This is a genomic window from Paenarthrobacter sp. Y-19, assembly GCF_029223985.1.
In the GTDB taxonomy this organism is placed as follows: Bacteria; Actinomycetota; Actinomycetes; order Actinomycetales; family Micrococcaceae; genus Arthrobacter; species Arthrobacter nicotinovorans.
This window is the reverse complement of record NZ_CP119414.1, coordinates 2,485,750-2,507,933: the sequence shown is the minus strand read 5'-3', so window position 1 is coordinate 2,507,933 and position 22,184 is coordinate 2,485,750. Positions and strand designations below refer to the sequence as shown.

General features: G+C 60.9%; 21 protein-coding genes. 20 read left to right on the top strand and 1 reads right to left on the bottom strand.

What is annotated here, in order from left to right; genetic code table 11:
* Positions 1-117: 117 nt before the first annotated feature.
* The 20 genes from rho (at position 118) to PYR64_RS11690 (ending at position 21,559) form a co-directional block, all read left to right on the top strand.
* A complete protein-coding gene (gene rho / locus PYR64_RS11785) occupies positions 118-2,268 on the top strand; it encodes a transcription termination factor Rho (protein WP_275775365.1) in 2,151 nt (716 codons plus the stop codon).
* A 256-nt stretch (positions 2,269-2,524) separates the two neighbouring features.
* Positions 2,525-3,598 (top strand): peptide chain release factor 1, encoded by a 1,074-nt coding sequence (gene prfA / locus PYR64_RS11780; protein ID WP_014922181.1) that lies wholly within the window; start codon positions 2,525-2,527, stop codon positions 3,596-3,598.
* 42 nt (positions 3,599-3,640) lie between these two features.
* On the top strand, positions 3,641-4,513 hold the full coding sequence (prmC, locus tag PYR64_RS11775) for a peptide chain release factor N(5)-glutamine methyltransferase (RefSeq protein ID WP_064721733.1): 873 nt from the start codon (positions 3,641-3,643) through the stop codon (positions 4,511-4,513).
* Positions 4,514-4,525: 12 nt separating this feature from the next.
* Positions 4,526-5,386: an L-threonylcarbamoyladenylate synthase gene (locus tag PYR64_RS11770; RefSeq protein ID WP_018776351.1), complete on the top strand. Its 861-nt coding sequence runs from the start codon at positions 4,526-4,528 to the stop codon at positions 5,384-5,386.
* Positions 5,383-6,168, top strand: a complete 786-nt coding sequence (locus PYR64_RS11765; RefSeq protein WP_039242051.1) for a WecB/TagA/CpsF family glycosyltransferase — start codon at positions 5,383-5,385, stop codon at positions 6,166-6,168. The genes PYR64_RS11770 and PYR64_RS11765 overlap by 4 nt, the downstream gene beginning before the upstream one ends.
* A complete protein-coding gene (locus PYR64_RS11760) occupies positions 6,169-7,125 on the top strand; it encodes a glycosyltransferase (RefSeq protein WP_039242049.1) in 957 nt (318 codons plus the stop codon).
* Positions 7,126-7,405: 280 nt separating this feature from the next.
* On the top strand, positions 7,406-8,518 hold the full coding sequence (locus PYR64_RS11755) for an MraY family glycosyltransferase (RefSeq protein WP_018776348.1): 1,113 nt from the start codon (positions 7,406-7,408) through the stop codon (positions 8,516-8,518).
* A gap of 899 nt (positions 8,519-9,417) precedes the next feature.
* The gene (locus PYR64_RS11750; protein ID WP_018776347.1) at positions 9,418-9,903 is read left to right on the top strand and encodes a hypothetical protein; all 486 of its coding nucleotides are present in this window, start codon (positions 9,418-9,420) and stop codon (positions 9,901-9,903) included.
* Positions 9,896-10,201, top strand: coding sequence for a hypothetical protein (locus PYR64_RS11745; RefSeq protein WP_079580533.1), 306 nt, complete (start codon positions 9,896-9,898; stop codon positions 10,199-10,201). The genes PYR64_RS11750 and PYR64_RS11745 overlap by 8 nt, the downstream gene beginning before the upstream one ends.
* Positions 10,202-10,282: 81 nt before the next feature.
* Positions 10,283-11,083, top strand: a complete 801-nt coding sequence (atpB, locus tag PYR64_RS11740; protein WP_026266929.1) for a F0F1 ATP synthase subunit A — start codon at positions 10,283-10,285, stop codon at positions 11,081-11,083.
* An 80-nt stretch (positions 11,084-11,163) separates the two neighbouring features.
* Positions 11,164-11,367 (top strand): ATP synthase F0 subunit C, encoded by a 204-nt coding sequence (gene atpE, locus PYR64_RS11735; protein WP_018776345.1) that lies wholly within the window; start codon positions 11,164-11,166, stop codon positions 11,365-11,367.
* A gap of 55 nt (positions 11,368-11,422) precedes the next feature.
* Complete coding sequence (locus PYR64_RS11730) at positions 11,423-11,977, top strand: F0F1 ATP synthase subunit B (protein ID WP_018776344.1); 555 nt, start codon at positions 11,423-11,425, stop codon at positions 11,975-11,977.
* Positions 11,977-12,804 carry a F0F1 ATP synthase subunit delta gene (locus PYR64_RS11725; RefSeq protein ID WP_018776343.1) on the top strand — a complete coding sequence of 276 codons (828 nt, stop codon included), beginning with the start codon at positions 11,977-11,979 and terminating at the stop codon, positions 12,802-12,804. Before PYR64_RS11730 ends, PYR64_RS11725 begins: the two co-directional genes overlap by 1 nt.
* 85 nt (positions 12,805-12,889) lie before the next feature.
* Complete coding sequence (atpA, locus tag PYR64_RS11720; RefSeq protein ID WP_011775259.1) at positions 12,890-14,527, top strand: F0F1 ATP synthase subunit alpha; 1,638 nt, start codon at positions 12,890-12,892, stop codon at positions 14,525-14,527.
* A 76-nt stretch (positions 14,528-14,603) separates the two neighbouring features.
* The gene (locus PYR64_RS11715) at positions 14,604-15,494 is read left to right on the top strand and encodes a F0F1 ATP synthase subunit gamma (RefSeq protein ID WP_018776342.1); all 891 of its coding nucleotides are present in this window, start codon (positions 14,604-14,606) and stop codon (positions 15,492-15,494) included.
* Between the two features lie 83 nt (positions 15,495-15,577).
* Positions 15,578-17,029, top strand: coding sequence for a F0F1 ATP synthase subunit beta (atpD, locus tag PYR64_RS11710; RefSeq protein WP_014922173.1), 1,452 nt, complete (start codon positions 15,578-15,580; stop codon positions 17,027-17,029).
* A gap of 1 nt (position 17,030) precedes the next feature.
* The gene (locus PYR64_RS11705; protein ID WP_018776341.1) at positions 17,031-17,315 is read left to right on the top strand and encodes a F0F1 ATP synthase subunit epsilon; all 285 of its coding nucleotides are present in this window, start codon (positions 17,031-17,033) and stop codon (positions 17,313-17,315) included.
* Positions 17,316-17,325: 10 nt separating this feature from the next.
* The gene (locus tag PYR64_RS11700; RefSeq protein ID WP_275775352.1) at positions 17,326-17,757 is read left to right on the top strand and encodes a DUF2550 domain-containing protein; all 432 of its coding nucleotides are present in this window, start codon (positions 17,326-17,328) and stop codon (positions 17,755-17,757) included.
* Positions 17,758-17,762: 5 nt separating this feature from the next.
* On the top strand, positions 17,763-19,061 hold the full coding sequence (locus tag PYR64_RS11695) for an alpha/beta hydrolase-fold protein (protein ID WP_039242042.1): 1,299 nt from the start codon (positions 17,763-17,765) through the stop codon (positions 19,059-19,061).
* On the top strand, positions 19,043-21,559 hold the full coding sequence (locus tag PYR64_RS11690; RefSeq protein ID WP_039242040.1) for a DUF2156 domain-containing protein: 2,517 nt from the start codon (positions 19,043-19,045) through the stop codon (positions 21,557-21,559). Before PYR64_RS11695 ends, PYR64_RS11690 begins: the two co-directional genes overlap by 19 nt.
* A gap of 197 nt (positions 21,560-21,756) precedes the next feature.
* Here PYR64_RS11690 and PYR64_RS11685 read toward each other — a convergent pair whose 3' ends face one another.
* Positions 21,757-21,960 carry a cold-shock protein gene (locus PYR64_RS11685; protein ID WP_018776337.1) on the bottom strand — a complete coding sequence of 68 codons (204 nt, stop codon included), beginning with the start codon at positions 21,958-21,960 and terminating at the stop codon, positions 21,757-21,759.
* Positions 21,961-22,184: the final 224 nt, after the last annotated feature.

Genomic DNA, 22,184 nt, shown 5'->3' with positions numbered 1-22,184 from the left:
TGGCCACAATCCATCAGGCACGGCCAAAATCACCGGCTGCAGATCTGAACTGCAGCCCAGAACAAATCATCGCGTCCAGCTCTCGCTCTGGACGCCGTCGAGGGGGAAGGATCCTTCGTGACAGAAACCACTGAGCTGGCTTCAGCTGTGGACACAACATCTTCTGCTGCTGAGTCGTCAACGGCAGCAACCAAGAGCAGCGGCCTTGCAGGCCTCAAGCTCGCCCAGCTTCAGGCTCTTGCGAGCCAGCTGGGTATTTCGGGGGGATCCCGCATGCGCAAGGGGGACTTGGTTACGGCCATCTCTGCCCACCGTGCGGGCACCTCCACTACCAAGGCTCCAGCCAAGGCCACCTCGGCCAAGGCTCCCGCCGTGGCCAAGGAAGCCCCGGTTGCAGAAGCCAAGGCCACGGAAAAGAGTGCGCCCGTTGAGGCAGCTGCCGAGGCTCCGGCCCAGGAAGCTCCCCGTGGGCGTGGACGTGGACGCAGCCGCCGCGCTACGAGTGATGGCGTTGTTGCAGCTGCTGAGGCAGCCGCGACCACCACTGCCACCGCCTCCGAGCCTGAAGCAGCACCCGCCGTCGAAACGCCGGCCGCGGCCGAAGCAACCGAGGCGGGCTCCGAACGTCGTCAGCCCCGTACCCGCAACCGTCGCCGCGGCGAAGCTGCCGCAGCTCCGGCTGAAGCAGCGGAAGCGCCGGCAGCCGAGCAGCGCAACGACCGCACGGAACAGCGCGAGCAGCGTAACGACCGTTCGGAACAGCGTGAGCAGCGTAACGACCGCACGGAACAGCGTGAGCAGCGTAACGACCGCACGGAACAGCGCGAGCAGCGTGAGCAGGCCGACTCCGGCGACCAGCAGCGCGAACGCCGCGACAACAACCGTGGCCGCCGTGAAGACAACAACGACGGCGACGACACCGGCAACCGCCGCAACCGCCGCAACCGCCGTGACCGAAACGACCAGAACGACCGCAGCGACCGCCGGGGCGGCCAGGACGGCCGTGACGGCAACACCCGCAGCGACCGTTTCCGTGATCGCAACGAACGTCGTCGTGGACGCGCCCAGGGACCGGACGTTGACGACGTCGAGGTTACCGAGGACGACGTCCTGCTTCCCGTGGCAGGCATCCTGGACGTTCTGGAGAACTACGCGTTCATCCGTACGTCCGGCTACCTCCCCGGCGCCAACGACGTCTACGTCTCCCTGGCACAGGTCAAGAAGTACAACCTCCGCAAGGGTGACGCCGTCGTAGGTGCCATCCGTGCACCGCGTGACGGTGAGGACCGCAGCCAGCAGTCGGCCCGACAGAAGTTCAACGCGCTCGTTCGCGTCACATCCGTCAACGGCAAAACCCCTGAGGAACTCAAGGACCGCGTCGAGTTCGCAAAGCTCGTTCCGCTGTACCCGTCAGAGCGCCTGCGCCTGGAAACGGACCCCAAGAAGATCGGTCCGCGTGTCATCGATCTCGTGGCTCCGATCGGCAAGGGCCAGCGTGGCCTGATCGTTTCCCCGCCGAAGGCCGGCAAGACGCTCATCCTGCAGTCCATCGCGAACGCAATCACCACCAACAACCCTGAGGTCCACCTCATGATGGTGCTGGTTGACGAACGTCCCGAAGAAGTTACGGACATGCAGCGCACCGTCAAGGGTGAGGTCATTGCCTCTACCTTCGACCGTCCCGCCGACGACCACACCACGGTTGCCGAGCTCTCCATCGAACGCGCCAAGCGACTCGTGGAGATGGGCATGGACGTGGTGGTTCTCCTGGACTCCATGACCCGTCTGGGCCGTGCCTACAACCTCGCAGCACCGGCCTCCGGCCGTATCCTGTCCGGTGGCGTGGACTCCGCAGCACTGTACCCGCCCAAGCGCTTCTTCGGTGCGGCCCGCAACATCGAGAACGGTGGCTCGCTGACCATCCTGGCAACGGCTCTTGTTGAGACCGGCTCCAAGATGGATGAAGTCATCTTCGAAGAGTTCAAGGGCACTGGCAACATGGAGCTCCGCCTGTCCCGCCAGCTGGCGGACAAGCGCATCTTCCCGGCTGTGGACGTCAACGCGTCCGGCACGCGCCGCGAAGAGAACCTGCTCTCGCCTGAGGAGGTCAAGATCATGTGGAAGCTGCGCCGCGTCCTTTCCGGACTGGAGCAGCAGCAGAGCCTTGAGCTGCTGACCAACAAGATCCGGGAGACCCAGAGCAACGTCGAGTTCCTCATGCAGGTTCAGAAGACGACGCTCGGAGCGAAGTCGGACAACGACAAATAGCTGTGCTCTAACCGCTCAAAATATGCCGGCCCCGCCCCTGCGCCGGGTAGCTTTCGATCTGCGATCGGAAGCTGCCCGGCTCCGGCAGGCCCGAAGCCACTCCCTGGCCGGCATATTTTGAGCGGTCTTTGTTTAAACGGAATCCTTGACCCGACCCCACGCGAGGTCATATGGCCCATGTGGGCCCCGCCAGATGGGCTGTACGTGACCCCACGATGCAGTTATTAGACTTGTAGAAGTCGAAAGAGGTTTGAAAATGTTTGAGTCCGTACAGGGATTGCTTGATGAGCATGCTGCTATTCAGGCACAGCTGAGCGATCCTGCCGTTTATGCCGATCAGTCTGCTGCCAGGAAGTTGGGGCGGCGCTCCGCGCAGCTCCAAGGCATTGTGGAGGCGTACAACAAGTGGCGCGGGCTCAATGACGATTTGGAAGCGGCCAAGGAAATGGCTGACGAGGATCCCGAATTTGCTGCCGAGGTTGTGCAGTTGGAGGAGCAGATACCGGCGGCACAGGAGCGATTGCGCCGCCTGTTGATCCCGCGCGATCCGGACGATGCCCGCAACGTCATCCTTGAAGTGAAGGGTGGCGAAGGTGGCGACGAAGCCGCCTTGTTCGCTGGCGACCTTCTGCGTATGTACATGCGTTACGCCGAGTCCCGTGGCTGGAAGACAGAAATGATTTCAGCTACTGAGTCCGACCTCGGTGGTTACAAGGACGTTGCTGTCGCCATCAAGGGCAACTCGAACGATCCCGCACAGGGCGTTTTCGCCCGCTTGAAGTTCGAGGGCGGCGTGCACCGCGTACAGCGTGTTCCCGTGACCGAATCACAGGGGCGTATTCACACCTCGGCCGCCGGTGTGCTGGTTCTCCCCGAAGTGGACGAGCCCGAAGAACTTGAGATCAACCAGAACGACCTCAAGATCGACGTTTACCGTTCCTCCGGCCCGGGTGGGCAGTCCGTGAACACCACCGACTCTGCTGTCCGCATTACCCACTTGCCCACGGGCATCGTCGTCGCCATGCAGAACGAGAAGTCGCAGCTGCAGAACCGCGAAGCCGGCATGCGCGTCCTCCGCGCCCGACTCCTTGCCCACCAGCAGGAACAGATCGACGCCGCCAACTCCGAGCAGCGCAAATCGCAAATCCGGACCATGGACCGTTCGGAGCGCATCCGCACGTACAATTTCCCGGAAAACCGCATTGCAGACCACCGCACGGGCTACAAGGCCTACAACCTCGACGCCGTCATGAATGGCGATCTTGAGCCCGTCATCCAGTCCGCAATTGAAGCAGACGAGCAGGCACGCCTGGACGCCATCGGCGAATAGCCGAGCCCAAGCGCCTACGACTTCAGCATCCAGGGTCCATTAATGACGTTTTACCAAGGCCAGAGCCTCGCGGACGCAGTTCGCGAGGCTACTGCCGTTTTGTCCGACGCCGGTGTTCCCAGCCCACGCGTGGACGCTGAGTTGCTGGCCGACCACCTGTTGGGTGTGGGGCTTGGCCGGCTCCGTGCCATGCTCCTCGGCGATGCGCCCTCTCCTGATGGCTATGGGGACTTGGTGCTGGAGCGTGCGGCCCGGGTTCCCTTGCAGCACATCACGGGCGTCGCGTATTTCCGTCACCTGGAGTTGCGCGTGGGCCCGGGGGTGTTCATACCCCGACCGGAAACGGAATCGGTGGTTCAACTGGTCATCGACCACGTCTCGGGCATGGCAAACCCGAAGGTGGTGGATCTCGGTACGGGTTCGGGTGCCATTGCAGGCTCGATAGCCCACGAAGTTCCCGGCGCTGAGGTCCACGCGGTGGAATACAGCAGCTTTGCGCACGCCTGGGCGGCCCGGAATCTCGAACCTTTGGGGGTTTCGTTGATCCAGGGCGACCTCCGGGATGCCCTTCCTGAGCACAACGGTACCTTCGACGTCGTCGTCTCCAACCCCCCATACATCCCGTCCGAGGCGATACCCTCGGAACCGGAAGTCGCCCTCCACGATCCTCCCGAAGCCCTGTACGGTGGGGGAACGGACGGTATGGAACTTCCGACGGCGGCAGCGGCCTCTGCGGCGCGGCTCCTGAAACCGGGCGGCTACTTCGTGATGGAGCACGCCGAAGTCCAGGCACAATGGATCGCCGGTATGCTGCAACGCGCCGGACGCTGGCAAGAGATCACCACACACTTTGACTTGAACGGCAAAGAACGTGCAACCAGCGCGGTACTGGCAAGCATCGCGCCTGATGAGTGAAAGAATAGCGCTGTGACCACAACCTACAACTGCACTTCCGAGGACCAGCGTGCTGAAGGACTTCAGCACGCCCAGCGCGCCATCAGCGAAAAGAAGTGCATCGTCATGCCCACGGACACCGTCTATGGCATTGCTGCCGACGCTTTTTCTCCTTTGGCTGTAACCATGTTGCTCGCTTCCAAGGGCCGCAGCCGGCAGATGCCCCCTCCCGTGCTGATTCCCCGCGTTAATGCCCTGGACGGGCTGGCAACTGATGTACCTGCTGACGCGCGGGCATTGGCACAGGCTTTCTGGCCCGGCGGGTTGACATTGATCCTGCACGCGCAGCCGTCCCTGGACTGGGACCTTGGCGATACCAAGGGCACCGTAGCCCTTCGCATGCCGGATGACCACCTTGCTTTGGATCTATTGAGCATGACGGGGCCGTTGGCGGTTTCATCCGCCAACCGGACCGGCCAGGAAGCAGCACAGACGGCTTCCGAGGCACGCCTGCAGCTGGCTGAATCCGTTGAGGTATACCTTGAAGGCGGCTTCCGGCCCGTCAAGGGTACCAACGCCGTGCCTTCCACGATTGTTGATGCAACATCCACTCCTTTCCGCGTGGTGCGGCAGGGGGCCATAGAACTTGAACGCCTCCGGGAGATCGTGCCCTCGATCCTTGGCATCGGTGAGACTGTCGCTGCCGCTGAACCGGAAGCCCCCCAGGAACCAACCACCGAGGACGTTGCTGAGGAGCCGGCCCCCGCGGACGAAACCGGCGAGAAACCGCCTGTCGAAGCATCGGAGGAGCCTGCTTCGGTGAAAAACGCCGCTCAGGACGCTGCACCCGCAACAGCGAAGTCCCAGGCTGCAAGCGAAAACCAGCCGGAATGATTCCAGCACGCCAACGCGTCCCCGTCCTCGACGTGGACGCCACTCCGATGCGCGTCCAGGAACTTCTCGATGCCATGGGCAGCCTCCTCGCGGCCGGAACCACAAGTACGGTATTGGGACATAATCTCCACAGCGTCACCTTGGTGCATTCGCACCCTGATGTTCGAGCGGTCTATGAGGAGGGTTCCATCGTCCTCTTGGACGGCGCTCCCGTTGCCATGTTGTGGGGACTCGCGCACAAACGGCAACTGCAGCCGATTGGCGAGGGGACCATGGCTTACAGGCTCGGTTCCATGGACTGGATTCCTGAGTTGGGAAAGATTCCCGGACTTCAGCGGGTCGCCGTCGTCGGGGCCGGCCGCGAGGCGAACAGCAAGGCGGTTGCCCGGCTGGCATCCATCGTCCCAGGTGCGACTGTGGACGGGATGCCCGGTGAAGCATGGGATGAGTCCTTGGAAAGTGCCGTCGTGGAGTGGTTGAAGGGGTTCCGCCCGCAACTTGTATTGCTGGGACTCGGGATGCCGCTTCAGGAAACAGTCCTGCATCGCAGGCTGGGTCAGCTTCCCCCTGCTGTCTACTGCGCAGTCGGGGGTGCCATTGAGCAGGTGGCGGGTGTCCAGAAGCTCGCGCCTCGCTGGCTGGGTCGCTTGGGGCTGGAATGGGCCTGGCGCCTGGTTCTGCACCCCGGGAGGGTTGCCTACCGGGTATTTGTTGAACCGTGGAAGCTGGCTGCCCTGCTGATTCGGCGCCGTATCCAACCATCCAAGACCAGAGGCAAATAAATGACGTCCCAAGCTGTCGTGGTCGCTGTGGTAGTGACCTTCAACCGCCGTGATCTCCTCCAGACCACTTTGGAGGGCATCAGCGCAGGTACCCGGGTACCGGATGCGATCGTCGTCGTCGACAACGCTTCCACCGACGGAACCGCCGAATTCCTCAAGCAGTACCAAGGACCGGTGACAACCGACGTCGTCACATTGAACACCAACGTTGGCGGTGCAGGGGGATTCGTCGTCGGTATGGAACGTGCCGTTCTGGATCACAACGCGGACCACGTGTGGATCATGGATGACGACACGGAACCGCAGCCGGCCGCTCTGCGCGAAGCCCTCGAGGTGTCCGATGCCTACCGGCAGCAGACCGGGGAAGCCCCGGCATTCATAGCAAGCCGCGTTGTGTGGAGCGACGGACGGGACCACCCCATGAACAGAATGCGTCCCCGGATGGGCGCAAGCGACGACGCCCGTAGCGCCGCTGCCCGCATCGGGGCTACGCAGATCCGGAGTGCTTCCTTTGTGTCGGTGCTGATCCGTGCCGAAGAGATCAAACAGCACGGACTTCCGATCGCAGATTACTTCATCTGGAACGACGACCTCGAGTACACGGCCAGGATTTCCCGTCGGGGGATCGCTTTGACCACGAACGCGTCCGTGGCCAACCACCATACGAAAGTCTTCGGCGACGCAGGAGCAGATCCTGGGCCTCGCTTCTACTACGAGGTGCGGAACAAGCTCTGGGTTTACACCCGCTCGAACGCTTTGGCCCCTTGGGAAAAAGTCCTGTTCACGGGGGCTTCGCTCCGCAACTGGACGCGGACCATCGCTGCTTCGTCCAACCGCAGGGTACTGTTGGACGGGCTTTTCAAGGGCCTGCGGCACGCCTTGAGGGCTCCGCGTTCGAACGCGGAGGTACTGGACGGAATCTACTCTCTGCGCGACGTCCAGGAGCCCGCCCGGTAACACCCAAACATCCAGGTCGCAGCCAAAACAAGCTGCGGCCTTGCGGCTGCGTCACAGGGTGGTCACGGCCATTGGCATTAGTATCGTGACTAGAGTCCACAGAAATCCCGCAACATTCGGCACAGCCGGTGCAGGCATGGCGACGGAGTAGTTCCATTTATCCACTGACAGAATTCCACACCCTGAGCTGCCCTGAGTTGCCCCTCTCTGCAGCGCCCGGGCCGCGTGCCCTGGTCAAGGTGTCCGCAACGTCCAGCGGGCTGCTCCATGGAGTCGCCCCATGATCATGTATCTGCTGATGGCACTCACGGCCGCCGTTGTGGCCTACGCGGGAACATGGGGCGCCCGCGTCGTCGGAAACAAGCTTCGTTTGTACCAGCCCATCCGAAGCCGTGACATGCACTCCGCCTTGATCTCGAAGCTTGGCGGCCTGGGTATTTTCGTGGGTTTTTTCGCCGCACTTGTGGTGGCGTCCAACTCCTTCTTCGTCAAGGACATCTTCAGGCACAACGATGCTCCCTGGGGAATCCTGGCAGGTGCCGTGGTGATTGTGGCGGTGGGGGTCGCCGACGACATCCTGGATATCCGCTGGTGGATCAAACTCCTGGGCCAGGGCGCTGCCGCCTTCATCGTGGCCATTTGGGGCGTTCGGATGTCCGTAGTGCCGTTCATTCCCGAACCCATTTTCCTGGACTCCGAAGTAGTCCAGATAGTCCTTACCGCAGGTTTGATCGTGACCACGATGAATGCCGTCAACTTCATTGACGGGCTGGATGGCCTGGCGGCCGGCGTGGCCATCATCGGGGGAGGAGCGTTCTTCCTCACCGCCTACTGGGTCCACCGGAACAACCCCTCCACCGACAACTCGGACCTCGCAACCCTCCTGATGGCCATCCTGGTGGGCAGTTGCATTGGCTTCCTGCCCCACAACTGGTTCCCGGCGAAGATCTTCATGGGAGACTCCGGGGCGATGCTCATCGGACTCCTCATGGCCTCTGCTGGCGTCGTTGCCACGGGACAAATCGGTTCCGGCCTGTATGACCGCGCGAACGGCATCCCCACGATCGTTCCTATCCTGCTGCCGTTTGCCGTCCTATCCCTTCCCCTCCTGGATCTGGGCATGGCAGTTGTCCGGAGAACAGCGCGGGGGCAGTCTCCGTGGTCGGCTGACCGCGGGCACCTTCACCACAAGCTGGTGGACCTGGGCTACTCGCACCGCACCGCCGTCGTGATGTTGTACGTGTGGACCTGCATCCTGGCCTTCGGTGGCGTCGCCTTTGCCGTGTTCCCCTGGCAAATGGTGCTGATCATCGTCATCGCCGCCGCGCTGGTCATGGCTGTCGTGACGGCGTGGCCTTACATTCGCCGGACCAAGAACGACTCCGCTCTCTAAGTTTCAAGTTGCCGAGCTGGACTTTGGACGGGGCTGATCCTGACGGAACCCTCACCGCGCACCCCATTTCACCAACAGGGTCTGCAGCGTTCCCATTGTTTGACAACTTGTGACAAGCCTGTAACCATGGTGCAGTCAAGTCCATTGCAAATGATGTAAAAGTGATGTCAAGCGATGGGCATTCGGTGATCCTGCAACTCGGGATCGATATTTGGGGGAGTCAAAAGTATGGGACGATTTGCAAAGATTGCCGCTGTCGGGGCACTGGCCTTGGGTTCGGTGGCGTTGGCGCCTATGTCTGCTCAGGCCTCAGCCGGAACTGGAAGTGCCGTGGAAGCTCAGGCATCAACTACGGCTACGGCGTGTGGCTTTCTAGGCACCAGCTACTGGATCGCGGGTCAGACGTCGGCTTACAACCACTGCGGTTCGGGCAAGGTGCTTGTCCGGCTCGACTACAATGTTGGCAGCGACACGAGGTGCCTCAACCCGGGTGTGACCGACGGAATTACTAGTCCGTTGTGGAATCCGATCATTAATATTTATGCCATTGGATCCTGCTAGCCAGCAGGAGTCGATCAGGGTTGGAAGTACAAGAGGACCCGGTTTCAGCGCTAGCTGGAACCGGGTTCTTTTGCGTGATTTGAAGAGGTGGGAATCCCACACTCCGCGAGGGTAGGGCGTCCGCGCATTGAGTGCATGGCTGCGAAGACTGGCCTCTGTGAACATCTGGCGTGCGATGCGCGAGTCAGTCTCTTCGGCATCAGTTGGCTTGGCGTGTCAGCGGTGACCATTAGGTGGAAAACTGCTGGCATGGCCTGCACCTGTTCTATCTCGTGTAGAATTCAGGTGCAGTGCATTGCTGCACACTTCCCCTTTTACAGATGACGATAGGGATCTCCATGGCTTCAAACGCCGAGCCCGGGCCTGAGCCGGGCAATGGTCCTCTTGAAGCTTCCGGTGCCACGCCCTCGCTTTGGCTGCATCTTCTAAAGCTCAGCACCATTGTGGGATCGGCAGGTCTGCTCGTTGCTGCTGCCTTGGCCGCCCTCATGGACGGCCCAGCGGGTGCTCTGTCGGAGGTTCTTGGTGGACTGCTGGTGATGGTGTTCTTCGGCATCAGTCTGTTGGTGGGCCACTACGTAGGACGAAATAATCCCTCCGGGGCCATTGGCTTGTTCGTTGCTACATACTTCGTAAAGGTCGTCGGTTTCGCCGTAATACTTTTCGCGATCGGCAGACCTGAGTGGCTGCACTCGCGGTGGTTCGTGATCGGTGCCATTGTGACCGTGGTTATGTGGCAGGCTGCTGAGCTCTATGGCTTCAGCAAGGCGCGCCTTCAAACCTTCAACGACCCCAACTCCAGTGAAAGAACCGGCGATGTCTGAGCCAAAGCGATCCGGCCAAAGGGCCGGTCAAGAAGTGGGTAGCGGTGGTGCGGGCTACAACGATGGTATGGCCGTATTCAGCTATATAACTGGCGGAATCATCGTCTGGAGTTTGATAGGGTGGGGTCTGGATAATCTGTGGGGTACCCGCTGGATTGTGCTCGCAGGCGCTCTGCTTGGAGCTCTCGGAGGATTTTACTTGTCCTACATGCATGGCCTCACCGGCAGCAAAAAACGAACTGGTGGCGACCGTGCTGCCAGCGGCCCGTCCAAAGACGGTCCCAGCAATGCCAAATAATTTCACAAGGGAACCAGCAGGCCATGCTTCTGCAGGAACCCACCAAACGCCCAATGATGGACACTGCAGAGAGGAAACGCGTTGATCGCGCTTGCGCTCCCGGCCAAAGACTCAGGAGAGTTTGCCCCTCCTGGTATTAACGAAATGCATTTGCCGGCAATCCTGCCGTGGGGTGCGGCAGAAGGATTCTCGAAGCAGATGCTGCTGGTGATCCTTTCGGTCGTCATCATTGCTACCTTCTTTGTGATAGCTGCACGTAAGCAGCAGCTGGTTCCTGGCAAGCTGCAGTTCGCAGGCGAGATGGCCTACGGCTTCGTGAGGAACAGCATCGCCAAGGACATCATCGGTGGCAGGGACTTCATGAAGTACGTCCCGCTGCTGTTCAGTTTGTTCTTCTTCATCCTGGTGAACAACATTTACGGAGCAATTCCGTACATTCAGCTTCCTACCTTCTCTCACGTAGGCGGTACCTATGTGATGGCAGCCATCGTCTACATCACGTGGATTGCCATTGGCATCAAGAAGAACGGTCTGCGCTACTTCAAGTTGGCCACGGTTCCTTCTGGAGTTCCGGCATACATCCTGCCGCTGATCATTCCGATCGAGATCATCTCCAACTTCCTCGTCCGCCCCGTTACGCACAGCCTTCGTCTGTTCGCAACCATGCTGGCAGGACACCTGATCGTCATGATCGCTGGCGCGGGTATCGAATTCCTGATCTCCCAGGAGAACATCCTGCTCCAGGGCACATCGGTGTTGATCCTTGTCGGCGCGATTGCCATGTACATGCTGGAGGCGCTGATTATGGTGCTGCAGGCATACGTTTTTACGCTGTTGACGGCTATCTACATTGAAGGCGCGCTTCACGCCGATAGCCACTAGGCACCCTCAACTTCCCCCGCAGCGGGGATGAAGCAACCCAAACAACCTGCCACAGAGCTGGCATCTTGAAAGGAAGAAAAATGGAAGGCACTCTCAACCTCGTAGGTTACGGTCTGTCCGCAATCGGCGGTGGTATCGGTGTTGGCCTCGTGTTCGCCGCATACATCAACGGTGTTGCACGCCAGCCGGAAGCTCAGCGCGTCCTGCAGCCCATCGCGTTCTTGGGCCTCGCCCTGACTGAAGCCCTCGCCATTCTCGGCCTGGTCTTCGCGCTCGTTCTCTAGCCAGACTTCATAACGAGCGAACATCCAGAACCGAGTAGAAAACGACGGGTGAAATATGAATCAGCTGATCATCTCAGCCGCCACAGAGGGCGAAGAGGTCAGCCCCCTCACTCCCAACCTTTGGGAAATGGGCGTTGTCCTAATCAGCTTTGCCGTTCTCATGTTCATCGTGGTCAAGTTTGTTGTCCCGATGTTCGAGAAGACGTTCGCAGAGCGGGCGGAAGCCATCGAAGGCGGTATCGCCAAGGCTGAGAAGGCCCAGGCTGAGGCATCTGCTGCACTTGAAGAATACAAGCAGCAGCTCACCGACGCCCGGGCCGAGGCCAACCGCATCCGCGAAGAAGCACGCGCCGAAGGCGCCCAGATCCTCGCGGACCTGAAGGCCAAGGCTGCAGCGGAGTCTGCACGCATCACCGAGCAGGCACACGCCGCCATCGAATCGGAGCGCCAGGCAGCTGTTGTCTCGCTTCGTTCCGAGGTCGGCACCCTGGCCACCACCCTGGCCGGCCGCATCGTTGGTGAAGCACTCACCGACGACGAGCGCGCCGCCCGCGTCGTGGACCGCTTCCTGGCAGATCTGGAGACCCAGAGCGCAGGTGCAGCTAAATAATGGCAGGTATATCGAGCGAATCGCTGACCACAGCGCTGGCGCAGTTGGAAGCCAAGCTTCCCTTCGCTTCGCTGCAGTTGGCTAAGGACCTCTTCGGAATCCTGGGAACGGTGGACAGCTCGGCTGGCTTGCGCCGCGCCCTGACTGACCCGTCCCGTTCAGGAGACGAAAAGTCGGCGCTGGTCAAGCAGCTGGTTGGCGGAAAAGTCTCCGCTGATGCTGCTGAGATTGCAGGTGGATTGGCCGGCTCACGCTGGGCATCGGCCCGCGATATCGGCGATGCACTCGAGACGCTTGCCGCCACGGTGGTCATTGCCGTAGCTGAAAACAAGTCGGCCGTTTCTGCCTCCGGTATCACGGGGCTGGAAGAGCTGGAAAACGATCTGTTTGCCTTCAACCAGGCCGTCGCCTCCAGCCACGAAGTACAACGTGCTCTGTCTGAGCCGCAGGCATCGCCTGCGGCGAAGATTGCATTGGCCGAGAAGCTTGTTCCTGGCAGCAGCGAGGAAGCCAAGGTTCTCATCAGCCAGGCAGTTACGCAGCCGCGCGGTGTCAAGCCGAGCAAGCTCGTCGAGTCATTCGCCAAGCTTGCAGCCAAGCGTCAGCAGCGCTGGATTGCAACTGTCAGCGTTACCCGTCCGTTGACGGAAACGCAGGCCAGCCGTCTGCAGACCGGACTTGACGCCCTGTACAGCCGCGAACTGAAGGTCAACGTAAATGTTGACCCCGCACTGATCGGTGGAATCCGTGTCCAGGTAGGTGACGAAGTGCTCGACGCTTCGGTAGTTGCCCGCCTCAGCGAACTCCGCCGTCAGCTCGCTGGCTAGCGAAGACAAAGCACAACTTAACTGATATAAAACCCGGTCATCGTGAGCAACGATGATCACGAAAACAGGAGAGCAGGGACTGCAGATGGCCGAATTGACCATCAACGCCGACGACGTCCGTAATGCGTTGAACGAGTTCGCGGCGTCCTACGAACCCGGTAACGCAGAGCGCGTAGAGGTTGGTCGTGTGACCACCGCAAGTGACGGCATCGCCCGTGTTGAGGGTCTTCCCTCGGTCATGGCGAACGAGCTGCTTCGCTTCGAAGATGGCACGCTGGGCCTGGCCCAGAACCTTGACGTCCGCGAGATCGGTGTCATTATCCTCGGTGACTTCACCGGTATTGAAGAAGGCCAGGAAGTTCACCGCACCGGTGAAATCCTGTCCGTTCCGGTTGGCGATGCCTTCCTGGGTCGCGTTGTCGACCCCTTGGGCCAGCCGATCGACGACCTCGGCGAGATCAAGGCCGAGGCCACCCGTGCACTGGAACTCCAGGCTCCGGGCGTCACCGAACGCAAGTCGGTTCACGAACCGATGCAGACCGGCCTCAAGGCTATCGACGCCATGATCCCGATCGGCCGTGGCCAGCGTCAGCTGATCATCGGTGACCGCCAGACCGGTAAGACGGCCATCGCCGTCGACACCATCATCAACCAGAAGGCCAACTGGGCTTCCGGAGATGTCACCAAGCAGGTTCGCTGTGTCTACGTCGGTGTTGGCCAGAAGGCTTCCACCATCGCAGCCGTCCGCCAGACCCTCGAGGACCACGGCGCGCTGGAGTACACCACCATCGTGGCGTCCCCGGCGTCCGACCCTGCTGGCTTCAAGTACCTGGCGCCGTATGCAGGTTCGGCCATCGGCCAGCACTGGATGTACGGCGGCAAGCACGTTCTGGTGATCTTCGATGACCTGTCCAAGCAGGCCGAAGCCTACCGCGCCGTGTCCCTTCTGCTGCGTCGTCCGCCGGGACGCGAAGCATACCCGGGTGACGTTTTCTACTTGCACTCCCGTCTGCTGGAGCGTTGTGCCAAGCTCTCCGACGAGCTCGGTGCAGGTTCGATGACCGGTCTTCCGATCGTCGAGACTAAGGCAAACGACGTCTCCGCTTACATCCCGACCAACGTGATCTCCATTACCGATGGTCAGATCTTCCTCCAGTCGGACCTCTTCAACGCCAACCAGCGCCCCGCTGTTGACGTTGGTGTGTCCGTCTCCCGCGTTGGTGGCGCTGCACAGGTCAAGTCCATGAAGAAGGTCTCCGGTACCTTGAAGCTGGACCTGGCCCAGTACCGCGACATGCAGGCATTCGCCATGTTCGCCTCGGACCTGGATGCTGCTTCCCGTCAGCAGCTGACCCGTGGTGCACGCCTCATGGAACTGCTGAAGCAGGGCCAGTACTCGCCGTTCCCTGTCGAGAATCAGGTTGTTTCCATCTGGGCCGGCACCAACGGCTACTTGGACGACGTTCCGGTTGAGGACATCAGCCGCTTCGAGTCCGAGTTCCTGGAGCACCTCACGCACAAGTCCTCCATCCTGACCACGCTGGCACAGACCAACGTCCTGGATGACGACACCGCTGCAGCTTTGAAGGAAGCCATTGTGTCCTTCAAGAAGGGCTTCTTCGGCGAAGGCGACAACCACTTGGTTGGCGCTGGCCACGAAGAGCACGCAGCGATCTCCGGCGGCGACGTCGACCAGGAAAAGATCGTCAAGCAGAAGCGCTAGTTTCGATAACCTGCTCTGCCGGGGTCCGCAAGGGCCCCGGCAGGGCAGCGCATCGGGAACTTAGGAAAGGATAAGTATGGGAGCCCAGATTCGGGTCTACCGTCAGAAGATCAGCTCGACGACGTCGATGCGCAAGATCTTCAAGGCGATGGAACTGATCGCTACCTCGCGCATCGGTAAGGCCCGCGCCCGCGTAGCAGCTTCACTGCCTTACGCGAACGCGATTACCCGCGCCGTTTCTGCTGTCGCAACTCAGAGCGAAATCGACCACCCGCTGACCACCGAACCGGAGCAGATCCGCCGCGCCGCAGTCCTGATCGTTACATCGGACCGTGGCCTTGCAGGATCCTACTCGGCGAGCGTGCTCAAGCAGGCCGAAGGTCTCTTCGAGCTTCTTCACGCAGAAGGCAAGGAAGTCAAGGCGTACCTGGTTGGCCGCAAGGCTCAGGCGTACTTCGATTTCCGCAATCGGTCCTACGCCCGCGTATGGACCGGTGGCACGGACGCACCGGAATTCGAAACCGCGCAGGAAGTCGGAGCTGCACTTCTCGAAGACTTCTCCACGGATTTCGAAGAGGGTGGCGTGGATGAAATTCACGTTGTCTACACCCGCTTCAAGTCCATGGTGACGCAGGAACCGACGGTTATCCGTCTGCTTCCGCTGGAGGTCGTCGAAGAGGAAGCAACCTCGGAGTCCGAGCTGTTGCCGTTGTACGAGTTTGAACCGGAAACAGAGCAGGTGCTTGACGCACTGCTTCCGCGTTACATCGAGTCCCGCATCTTCGCAGCCATGCTGCAGGCAGCAGCTTCCGAGCTCGCAGCCCGCCAGCGTGCAATGAAGTCGGCCGGTGACAACGCGACGGATCTGATCAAGAAGTACACGCGCCTTCGCAACACGGCCCGCCAGGCCGAGATTACGCAGGAGCTTTCCGAAATCGTGGCCGGCGCCGACGCTCTCGCGTCCTAGCCTGCAACGGATTCGGCTCGAAGCCGCACCTGCAACAAACAGATAAACTTAACCCACGCCATCTACTGAGTGAAGTGAGAGAGATGACTGCCACTGCTACCGAACACGTAGCAACGGCCGGTGCCACCGGCCGCATTGCCCGTGTTATTGGTCCGGTTGTCGACGTCGAATTCCCGGCTGACGCAATCCCCTCGATTTACAACGCTCTGACCACCGAGATTACTCTCAACGGTCAGACCAAGACCATCACGTTCGAGACCTCCCAGCACCTGGGTGACAACCTCGTCCGCGCCATCTCCCTGCAGGCTACCGACGGACTCGTCCGCGGTACCACCGTCCAGGACTCCGGCGCTCCGATCTCCGTGCCCGTTGGCGACGGCGTCAAGGGCCACATCTTCAACGTACTCGGCAAGCCGCTGGACGTTGAAGAGTCCGAGATCAAGGCCGACGCTTACTGGCCGATCCACCGCAAGGCTCCGAGCTTTGCTTCCCTCGAGGGCTCCACGGAGATGCTCGAGACCGGCATCAAGGTCATCGACCTTCTCACCCCGTACATCAAGGGTGGAAAGATCGGCCTCTTCGGCGGCGCCGGCGTGGGCAAGACCGTTCTGATCCAGGAAATGATCACCCGTGTTGCCCGCAACTTCGGTGGTACTTCCGTATTCGCCGGTGTCGGCGAGCGTACCCGTGAAGGTAACGACCTCTGGGTTGAAATGGAAGAGGCCGGCGTCCTCAAGGACACCGCCCTTGTCTTCGGCCAGATGGATGAGCCGCCGGGAACGCGTCTGCGCGTGGCCCTGTCCGCGCTCACAATGGCGGAATACTTCCGCGATGTCCAGAACCAGGACGTGCTGCTCTTCATCGACAACATCTTCCGCTTCACGCAGGCAGGTTCGGAAGTTTCCACGCTGCTCGGCCGTATGCCGTCCGCCGTGGGCTACCAGCCGAACCTTGCTGATGAGATGGGTCTGCTCCAGGAGCGCATCACCTCCACCAAGGGTCACTCCATCACGTCGATGCAGGCCATCTACGTGCCGGCTGATGACTACACCGACCCGGCTCCGGCCACGACCTTCGCACACCTCGACGCGACCACGGAACTTTCCCGTGAAATCGCCTCCCGTGGTCTGTACCCGGCCGTTGACCCGCTGACGTCGACCTCCCGTATCCTGGATCCCCAGTACATCGGCAAGGACCACTACAACACGGCTGTCCGTGTTAAGCAGATCCTGCAGAAGAACAAGGAACTCCAGGACATCATCGCCATCCTCGGTGTTGACGAACTGTCGGAAGAGGACAAGATCGTCGTGTCGCGTGCACGCCGTATCCAGCAGTTCCTCTCCCAGAACACCTACACCGCCAAGCAGTTCACCGGCGTCGAAGGCTCCACCGTGTCCATCAAGGACACCGTCGAAGGCTTCACCGCCATCTGCGACGGCGAGCTGGACCACATCGCAGAGCAGGCGTTCTTCAACGTCGGCGGCCTGGATGACGTCGAGCGCAACTGGGCCAAGATCCAGGAACAGACCAAGTAGTATGGCTGAGCTCGAGGTTGAGATTGTCGCGGCGGACCACTTCGTGTGGTCCGGAGCGGCCAAGATGGTGAAGGCCCGCACCAGCGATGGTGAAATCGGAATCCTGCCGGGCCACTCGCCCCTTTTGGCCATCATGGCCGAGGGCGAGCTGGCAATCCAGCCGGTTTCCGGTGACCGGATCGCTGTAGTTGTTGACGGTGGGTTCTTCTCCGTGGACAACGATCGCGTGGTCATTGTTGCTGACAACGCCAAACTGGGCGAAGCGGCTACAGCGGGGATCCGATAGCACGACCTTGATGGACGATTCCCTCATTCCGTTCATCGCCTTGGCAACAGCGTTCACGTTGCTGATCATTTCACTGTGCCTTTTGGGGGTGCGCCGCTTCAATCTGCGGCGCGCCCTCGGCACGATCGACGCCTCCATTTGCACGGCTGGAAACAGCTGGCAGATGGGGGTTTGTCGTTATCAGGACAATGATCTCGAGTGGTTCCGCCTGATGTCGCTGAGTGTGGTGCCCAAACATAAGTTCAAACGCAGTTCACTGGAGCGCCTCGGGCGCCGCCAACCGACTGAGGACGAGCTCGTCAAAGTCCAGCCCGGGGTCGTAGTGGTTGAACTGCAGTACGAAGGCAACAAGTTCATGCTTGCGATGAACTTTGATGCCTATGCCGGGCTGTCCTCCTGGCTGGAGGCCGGGCCGGTTATCGGCGTCGGAACCTGGCGTTAGGCGTTATGGACTTCCTGTTGGACGTCAGCCTCGTCAGTGGCCCGTTTCTGTGGTTCAGCATCGTTTGCGGCGTGGCAGGGGCAGCCTACCTGCTGTGGCGGCGGAAGCGGTCCTGGTTTTTGCTTGTTCCCGCCTCCCTGTTGGCTTCCATCGGCCTGGTGACTTTGGTCCACTGGATCCTCGTGGACGTGCTGGCCGCGTTTTCAGAGAACCTCCCGTTCGAGACGGTGGCCTGGTCCGTCCCGGCAGTTGCGGCCGTCCTGCTCTGTACCGCACGTTTTCCGCGTAATTCCTGGAAGGGTCGCGGGTTCAGTACCCTGGCGATGCTTGGGGTCATCTTGCTCAGCGCTGTCCAAGTCAATCTGTATTTCGGGTTGAACAATACGGTGGCCGACCTCCTGGGCACCGCTGTTGCACGCATCCAACCGCTGGAGCAGAGCCTCAAGCGTTCTCCCGGTTCCACGCCCGGTCCCTTGGCTTCGGCATGGAAGGCACCTGAGTCCATGCCGTCCAACGGCATTCTGCGTAAGGCCGCGATTCCCGGATCTGTGTCGGGCTTCAGTGCCCGCGAAGCGTATATCTACTTTCCGCCGGCATATCAGACCACCCCACGGCCTGTCCTTCCCGTGCTGGTCCTTTTTTCCGGTCAACCCGGTGGCCCTGCGGACTGGTTGACGGGCGGTCAGCTGCGGGCACAAATGGACCGGTTCGCTGAAGCCCATCAGGGCATTTCACCGGTAACCGTGGTGGTGGATCCCAACGGGTCCGGCAGCGCCAACACCATGTGCATGGACAGCCGGATAGCCCCTGCAGACACATACCTTTCGAAGGACGTTCCAGCCTGGATTTCCGAGAACCTTGACGTTTCCACGGACCACAAGCAGTGGGCTGTGGGCGGATTCTCCTTCGGCGGGACGTGTGCGCTGCAAATGGGCACGGCACACCCGGACATTTTTCCATCGGTACTGGCTTTCTCGGCGGAGCGTGAGCCTGCCCTCGCCAAGGACCGCAACAAGACCATTGCGGACTCGTTCGACGGCGACGTCGCGGCTTTTGAATCCCGGACGCCTTTGGCGTTGATGGGGGAGCGCACCTTTGCCGGCAGCGGTGTGTACTTCGCCGCCGGCGCAACGGACAACGAGTTCACCAATTACATGCACGAACTGGCCCAAAGTGCCGCAAGCGCCGGTTTCCAAACCGAAGAGCACACCATCCGGAACGCTGGTCATTCCTGGGACGCCGTAGTGCGCGGAATGCCGGGTGGCCTGGACTTCCTCGCCACGCGTTGGGGGCTGCGCAAGTGAGCCTTGCTGTCAGAGGGGTCATCTTGCCTGCATTGCGGCAGGCCGCGCAGCACGTCCGGCGCACCCCTTTCACCGTCGGCGTCCTGGCGCTGTTTGTGGCGCTATCCATCATCTCCGGCAGCTTCGTCACGGGGCCTCCGGACACCTGGCTGCGGGTGGCAGGCGTCAGCCTGGCTGGTCTCAAATCGGGTGAGTGGTGGTCGATTTGGACCTCGCTCTTCTTCACGACCAACCCCTTGGCTTACGTCACTGCTGTCCTGATGATCGTCTTCCTTCTAGGGCTTGCCGAACGGCGCTTCGGCTCGTTCAAGACCGCGGCTGTATTTTTCGGCAGCCAGTTTGCCAGTGTGTCGGCATTTCTGTTGGTCACGCAGGTCGCGCAAGCCTTCGACGACGATTGGCTGGCCCGGATGGCCGAAACCCGGCTGATCGGACCCTATGCAGCAGTCCTGTCCACGTGTTTGGCGGCCAGCGCGCTCCTTCCCATGCTGTGGCAACGACGCCTGCGGACAGTGGTGCTGTCAATTTCCTTGCTCCTTGTGTTGTACGTGGGCCACGCGGAAACGGTGGTGGGCTTCCTCGGAGCCTTGATCGGTTTGGCGGCGGGCTGGTGGACCCAAAGCAGCCAGGGGCATCTCCACCTGCACAGGTCCACAGGCAGGGAAGTCCGGAACCTGCTGTCCCTGACGATGGCAATTTTTGCGGTGGGTCCTATCGTGACCGCGGCTGCGAAAAGCCCTTCGGGTCCGTTGGCCTTGCTCCGGGATGTCATCCTCAATCCGATACCTACACTGGGCCAGCTTGAGAGCAACTGCGGGGGCAGCATCGATGTCTCCTGTTTGGAGCTGGGACGCCAAGGCTACACAGGTCCCTTCGGACTGGCGTTGGCCGTGGTGCCTGTGGTGCTCCTGCTGATCTGCGCTGACGGGATGAGGCGCGGACGCCGTCTCGCGCTGGGCATCGCGGTAGGCGTGCAGGTGCTCGTGGTTGTGCTTTCGGCCATCTACCTGGGACTTTTTGCCACCATCCCAAGGCCACAGGGCCGTCCGCATTCAGGGATGATGAGCTCGGCCGTAGTGCACCTCATCCCGCTGGTACTGGTGCCCCTGATTCTCGCTGTGCTGTTGTTCGCCTATCGGGGACACTTCCGTGTTGTCTCCGCGCACCGTCTCCGGCGCAGGGTGTTCTGGTCTGTTGGCCTGACCGGCGCCGGGCTTGGTCTCGCCTATTGCATCGTGTGGTTTTCCTCCGGGGGCATGTCACGGGACGGTGGCCTCCTCGGCTTGGCTTCGGAGCTTGCCAGGCAATATCTTCCTGTTCCGCTTCCGGGGGCTTACCGGAAGGTCTTCGCCGAGCGTGACGTGCTGGAAGTGTTCCTGTTCTCCTATTCCGGCACTGTCTTCTGGCTGGTCGCGCTGGTTGGGGTATGGGTCCTTTTCATCCGAGGGAACCATACGGGAGGCCGTGACCACGAGGCGCGTTGGCAGGCCCGTCACCTAGTGAAGTCCGGGGGCGACTCATTGTCGTGGATGGCGCTGTGGGAGCCGAACAAGTACTGGTTCGCACCGGACGGGACCGGGGGAGTGGCCTACCAGCAACACGGGCACGTGGCCCTGACGATGGCCGGTCCTTTCGGGCCGGCCGGGAAGCATGTGGAAACAGCCGGCGGCTTCCTGGAGTACTGCTCGCAGCATGCTCTGATCCCCTGCCTTTATTCCTGCACCGATGAGCTGTGGCCCATGCTGGAGGCACGGGGCTTCCGCCGGGTGGCGGTCGCCCAGGAAACCCGGTTGCGGATCAGGGGCCTGGAATTCCGCGGCAAGGAATGGCAGAACGTCCGGACCTCCCTGAACCGAGCGGCGAAGTTGGGCATTTCGGCACGCTGGAGCAGGTTCTCTGAGCTGCCCAATGGCATACGCACGCAGATCAGTGAGGTGTCCGAGGAATGGGCGGCCCAAAAGAAGATCCCGGAAATGGGCTTCACATTGGGAGGCCTGGATGAGCTCGAGGACGATGAGGTCCTCTGCGGCGTAGCGGTGGATGACGCCGGCCATGTCCATGGCGTAACCAGTTGGCTGCCGGTTTTCGAAGACGGGAAGATCGTCAGCTGGACTCTGGACTTCATGCGACGGCGCGGCGATGCCTTCCCCGGGGTGATGGAATTCCTCATCGCCTCGGCTGTCCTCCACTTGCGCGATTCAGTGGAAGTCATCTCCCTGTCGGGCTCGCCGCTTGCCCGGGAAAAGGGTGAGATCGAACAGCAGGCCAAAGGCCTGGCGGGTCTGCTGGATGTCGTGGGTCAGGCATTGGAGCCCGTTTATGGGTTTCGGTCCCTTGCGTCCTTTAAGTCACGATTCCAACCTGAGTACCGGACGCTGTACATGTATTACCAGGACCCGCTGCACCTGCCGGCAATGGGACGGGCACTCAGCCGGGCATACCTTCCCGGGCTGTCGGTTCGACATTCCGCCAGGCTGCTCCGGACATTGGTTGGTTGAATTGTCAATCCTTTTATCGTTGCCCTTTCTTCGCTTTCTTCACGTTTAGTAACAGTCACTGTCGTAATGGGACCCCGCGGCGGGCTATTGAACTGCCTTATGCCGTTGAACCCGGATTTAAACAGGTTGGCCCCGGCTCGAAAGCCAGGGCCAACCTGTTTGTCGTTTCTGCGGGAAGCAGAAATCAACGGTTAAGACTAGACGACGGTAACGCCGGTGGCCTGGGGGCCCTTGGCGCCCTGGCCGATCTCGAACTGAACGCGCTGGTTCTCATCGAGGGTCTTGAAACCACCGGTCTGGATCTCGGAGTAGTGAACGAAAACGTCCCCATCCGAGTCGTCCGGGGTGATGAAGCCGAAGCCCTTTTCAGCGTTGAACCACTTTACGGTTCCCAGTGCCATGTATATCTCCTCATTATGGAACTTCAGTCCGATACACTTCGTACCGGCCTTGTTACTCCGCGAGAAGACCTGAATTCCTCCCAGGCGGACCTGGTCGGATTCGCAGGAGCTTCACGCTCGCAACTCGTCTTGCGAGCATGAAAACCACCTACACAAAGACTGCTACAACACTTTCATGTGCTCTGCCGGAGGTCAACGGTCTTTAGGCGTATTTGAGAAAAATT